Genomic DNA, 4941 nt, shown 5'->3' with positions numbered 1-4941 from the left:
TATTTACGACGTGGTTTTTATCCGCAAAACCCTGCGCCAGATAGACATCAGGCAGCGGACGACATGATCATCAACCCGTTACCCATGTCTCCCGACAGGTGTTACCCATGTCTCCCGGCTGAACACTGTGCGCACCAAGCGATTTACAAGAGATCGCAGTAGCCAGCGAAGTGGCCACTGCGCGTCCCTCGTCACCTTGCGCTATCGCTATAAACCCCGCCACCGCTACTGCTGCTGGCGAAACACAACCTCATGGGTATCGAGGTTTTCAATCTGCGCGTTGATGCGCACAAAAGTGGCCTGGCCTTCAAACGCCTTGGCGTCCGTCCAGCTCACCACATAGCGCTGCCCCGCCTTGAACTCCACCTGCTCGGCCTTAAACCCGCAGCGCTCACCGCCTGGGCCCCAGGTGTTTTTCGACAGCCAACACCACTGCAACGAATGTTTACCCGGCGCCACCTTTAGCGCTTGGTAACCACGCGCGGGCGCCGTTGCGCTGGCGTTAGGCAGCACCTGGCCATCCACATGGGTGGCCAGCAGCAAACGGTGCACGGCGATACCCGCTTCGCGGGCGGTGTAGGTATTGAAATAAATCAGCGCGGCGGTGGGCGCCTGCTGGGAAAGGTCATAGGGGGGCATTGCCGCTGGGTTGAACTCGCCCTGGTAGCCGCCGTACTTAAACCCGGAACACCCAGCAAGCATGCTGCTGAGGACCAGCAGGCAAAAAGCGTTTTTCATGGGCAGCCTATGCTCAAATTCTGGAAGCTTGCGGGCGCATAGCCCCGCTTCTTCCATTTGGAAATACAAGCGGCGGATTAAACCCGACAACGCCAAAACCGGCGACCCTTAATTGCCGTGCGCCAACGTGCCCAAAAAACGCAAATTTCCCACAGCGCGCGTCCATGCCTGTAACCTTGCCGCCGCGCTTTCGCCACGCCTATAGTCGTTTCGTCGTTGCCACAATCAACGACCGGGTTTGACCGCCCGACGCCCAGGCGCATGGCGCCACCATCTCTGAAAGCAGGCGCTTTTTTTATGCCTACGCTTTTAGCTATGGCGGCTGTGCGCGGGACACCTTCGGGTGTGCCGGAGTTCCTGGGTCCGGTCGGTCAACCTGCGTACAGCTGCCACCCTATTCGTTTGACCGCGAACGGTGACAGCTCCTTACCTTTCCAGGAGTAACACCGTATGAACCAACAAACCGCTGTAACCCAAGCCAGCACCTTCTGTATCCCCGATGGCCTCCCGCTGTTTTCCGTCAACGCGGGCGTGCCCGTCAGCGATGCGCTGGAGCAGTCGGCCATTTTGCTCGGGTGCGTTGAACACCTGGTGCTCTGCCGCGATTCCATGGACGCGGACAAACACACCACCGTTCTGCAATACCTCTCCGAGCTGTCCAAAGCGCTGGTAAATGCCAGCCGTCCTGCGGCGTAGGCAACGTTGTGGGTCGCGCCTGACCGCGCGACCTTTGCTCGCACTACCCCCGGCACTATTTTCGCCCGTTGCATCACATCCCCAGCAGCGCCACTTGAATCGGCCTTGGCGTGCGCGTCTAATCCGCCCCACCTGCCCTGCTTGGACCCATCCGCAATGCCACTCTCCTCGCGCCTTGGCGCCGTGCTTATGCTCTGCGCCAGCCTGTTGCCGGCTTCGTCGTTTGCTGCCGATTGCCATGCGTTTGAAACTGAAACCGTCACCCTCACCGGCACTATTTACCCCGACACCTTCCCCGGCGCCCCCAGCTTTGAAGACCTGACCACCGGCGACCACGCCGAGGTCGGCTATTACCTGGCCGTGCCCGAGCCGCTGTGCATGACGGCAAACGATGAATTTGAAGTCAGCGACGACCAGCGCCTGGACTACCTGCAACTGATCCTCGACCAAAAGGGCTACGACACCCTGCGCCCCTACCTGATGGCCGAGGGCAAAATCACCCTCAAGGGCACCATCACCGGCGCTATCAGCGGCCACCACCACACGCCCCTGCTGCTGCAAGACGTCGAGTTTGTCAGCGGCACCCCGGCCGCCCCGGTGGACTGTGACGTACTGGCCGAAAACGCCTCACTAGACCCGCTACTGCCCAACCCGCTGCCAGGGAAAATCATCGGCGAAGAGCGCCTGTACTTTCACACCGCCCCCAACGAAAGCTGCGGCAAAAGCAGCGCCTACATCGTGCCCGGCGACGTGGTCACCGTGACCAACATGCACAGCTTCGGCTGGGCCGAGGTCAGCTACACCAACAAAAAAGGCCAAGCGTTCAGCGGCTGGGTAAGACAAGGCCAAGTCATCATCAACGGCGAATAACGCCTGCTTGTTGCGCGTGCGCACGGCACACCCAAAAGCAGCCGCCATGGCCGTCGGGTGTGCTGTGCGCACCAAGCGATCTTGCGGGAACCACATCGGTACGCATGGCGCACAAACGCGGCACATAGCACAGCCCTTCAATCCCCACCCCGCCGTTGTGCCGATACTTGAGCTTTCGCCATCGGAAGCTCGTGCATGCGGCCCGCCCTACTGTGTTACGCCCCCCTACTCGCCAGCGCCTGGGCCACCGCCGTACAGGCCGACACACCCAGCGTGTTAAGCGACGCCACGTTCAACGTGCTCAGCCGCACCTTCTTCCTCAATAACGACACCCGCACCGGCCACAGCGGTGACAGCTATAACCGCGAGTCGGCGCAGGGGTTTATCGCCCGCTTTGAGTCGGGCTATACGTCCGGCACGGTCGGCGTTGGCGTGGACGCCCATGGCTTTGTGGGCCTGCGCCTGGACAGCGGCGGTGGGCGGGCTGGCACCGGCTTGTTGCCGGTCGGCGACTCGGGCAAAGCGGCCAGCGACTATTCCAGCGCCGGCGGCGCGTTAAAACTGCGCGTGGGCGACATGCGCCTCAAGCTCGGTGAAATGGAGGTGGAAACCCCAGTGTTCGACACCGCCGACAAACGCCTGCAACCGGAATACGCCACTGGCGCCCTGCTGCAAGGCCAGGCGGGCAGCGCGCTGAGCTGGACCGCCGGCCACTTCAGCGCGTTTAAAAACCAGGACGAAAGCTCCTCGGCCAGCGACTTCGACGGCTACGGCGCCACCACCCGCCACCACAGCATCAGCCTGCTCGGCGTGCAAAGCGCCGCCAGCGCGCCCTTCGGCGGCGCCCTGTATGCGGCCGAGCTCAGCGACACCTGGCGCCAGTACTACGCCAACCTGCACCGCAGCCATCCCCTGAGCAGCGACAGCAGCCTGAATTGGGACGCCAACCTCTATCGCACGCTAAACACCGGCGCCGCGTCGGCCGGCCGCATCAACACCACCGCCAGCAGCCTGCTGGCCAAGCTGAAAATCGCCCAACAAGCCTTTAGCCTCGGCTACCAGAAAATTCATGGCGATACGCCGTTCGACTTTGTCGGTGGCGACTCCATCTACCTGGCCAACTCAATCAAATACGCCGACTTCAACGGCGCCAACGAACAGTCCTGGCAAGCGCGCTACGACCTCGACCTCAGCCAGCTGCTCACCCCCGGCCTGACGTTTATGACCCGCTATGTACGCGGCAGCCAAATCGACGGCAGCCATGCTGCCAAAGGCGGCGCCTACAACCCGTACGACGCGGAACTGGGCAGCTACGTACCCAATCAAGGCAGCGGCGGCCGCCACTGGGAGCGCGATATCGAAGCCAAGTACAAAGTGCAGTCGGGCGCGGCGAAAGACCTGGCGCTGACCCTGTCGTACGTCACCCATCGCGGCAACGACGCCCAAGCCGGGCGTGATATCGACCGGGTGTATGTGGTGCTCGAATACCCCTTCGACATGCTCAACGGCCATTGAGCCGAGGTGGTAAAGCAGTGAGGTAATTGCGCAAAATACTGCACTCGCGTTTCCCACACGGACGTCCGCAATGCGCCACTTGCTTCTGCTGCTCTTGCTCCTCGGCGCTGCCCAAGCGCACGCCGATAGCACCGCCACCAACGCCACCGAACTGCGCGACGCCCTGCGCGGCGCTGCCCAGCCAGCCGAATTGCACGAGCTTGGCCACGACAACGGCTGCGGGCCTAACGGCTGCATGGTGGATATTGAGCCGCTGCGTATTTGGCTTGAGCCAGGGCGAATGGAGCAGCTCGATGGCACACCGCTGCGGTTGCGGGAGCTGGGCACTGACTTGCCAGAACTCGACCTGTCGCCGCTAGGCGCCTACCGCGTTAGCACGGGCGGAAAAACCTGGGGCATGTGCCTGGAATTCAGCCACAGCGGCATCGGCAAAAGCGGCGTGCACCAACGTTGGAGCAGCGTGGTACTGGTGCCGTTTAGCCACGCCAAACCGGGGCCAGACGCTTACCGCATCGTCGGCTATTGGACCGGCTGCGACAGCCTGCAAGTCGGCAGCCAGCCAGGGCAGGTGCTGCTGCCGGTAGTCAGCCAACAGCCAGAGCATGGCCTGCAGGTTCTCAACTACCCCTGCAGCGCGCAAAGCTGTACAGCGCAGCCAGCCAACATACAGGTGAGCGGCGAGCCCGCCGCCGAGGTCGGCACCCTGCAACTGCACACCCAGGCGCCATAAAAAAACCGCCGACAATTATCGAGCGCTTCGCCGCGCCGCGCTGTCTGCATCCCAACGCTCTCCCCAATAGGCCGCCCATGCTGCTTGCCAACAACTACGTCGTTCGCCACCCCTCCGCCGGCCTGCTATTTGTGCAACTGCTTGGCGTGCTGCTGTACCCCTGGATGGAAGACACCCAACTGGGCCGCGCCTTGTTTGGCGCCTTTGGCTTAGTGGTATTGGGCCTGGCCCTGCACGTGGTTAAACGCAGCTCAGCGCAAACATGGGTAGCAGTGCTACTGGCGCTGGCGGTGTTTTGCCTGTCAGTGCTCGACCAACTGGTGCCCACCACCAGCCTGGAACTGATCATTTCCCTGCTGGAAGCGCTGTTCTACCTCTACGCCGCCATCAGC

Annotated in this window: 5 protein-coding genes and 1 pseudogene; 5 read left to right on the top strand and 1 reads right to left on the bottom strand. The window is 62.1% G+C overall.

The features are described from left to right. Positions 1 to 225 precede the first annotated feature (225 nt). On the bottom strand, positions 226 to 738 hold the full coding sequence (locus AAAB16_RS19795; protein ID WP_340664869.1) for a hypothetical protein: 513 nt from the start codon (positions 736 to 738) through the stop codon (positions 226 to 228). A 450-nt stretch (positions 739 to 1188) separates the two neighbouring features. Here AAAB16_RS19795 and AAAB16_RS19790 point away from each other — a divergent pair, with 450 nt between their 5' ends. From AAAB16_RS19790 to AAAB16_RS19770, 5 genes and pseudogenes are all read left to right on the top strand, one after another. Beyond that, complete coding sequence (locus tag AAAB16_RS19790) at positions 1189 to 1434, top strand: DUF3077 domain-containing protein (protein WP_110614867.1); 246 nt, start codon at positions 1189 to 1191, stop codon at positions 1432 to 1434. Between the two features lie 156 nt (positions 1435 to 1590). Next, on the top strand, positions 1591 to 2304 hold the full coding sequence (locus AAAB16_RS19785; protein WP_340664868.1) for a DUF4431 domain-containing protein: 714 nt from the start codon (positions 1591 to 1593) through the stop codon (positions 2302 to 2304). A 195-nt stretch (positions 2305 to 2499) separates the two neighbouring features. Then, positions 2500 to 3819, top strand: coding sequence for an OprD family porin (locus tag AAAB16_RS19780; RefSeq protein ID WP_340664867.1), 1320 nt, complete (start codon positions 2500 to 2502; stop codon positions 3817 to 3819). 70 nt (positions 3820 to 3889) lie between these two features. Continuing rightward, the gene (locus AAAB16_RS19775; RefSeq protein ID WP_340664866.1) at positions 3890 to 4549 is read left to right on the top strand and encodes a hypothetical protein; all 660 of its coding nucleotides are present in this window, start codon (positions 3890 to 3892) and stop codon (positions 4547 to 4549) included. Positions 4550 to 4626: 77 nt separating this feature from the next. After that, positions 4627 to 4941 (top strand): annotated as a pseudogene (locus AAAB16_RS19770) (two pore domain potassium channel family protein); the annotation flags it as partial.

The organism is Pseudomonas sp. (assembly GCF_037994325.1).
GTDB lineage: Bacteria > Pseudomonadota > Gammaproteobacteria > Pseudomonadales > Pseudomonadaceae > Aquipseudomonas.
This window is presented reverse-complemented; position numbering and strand designations above follow the sequence as displayed.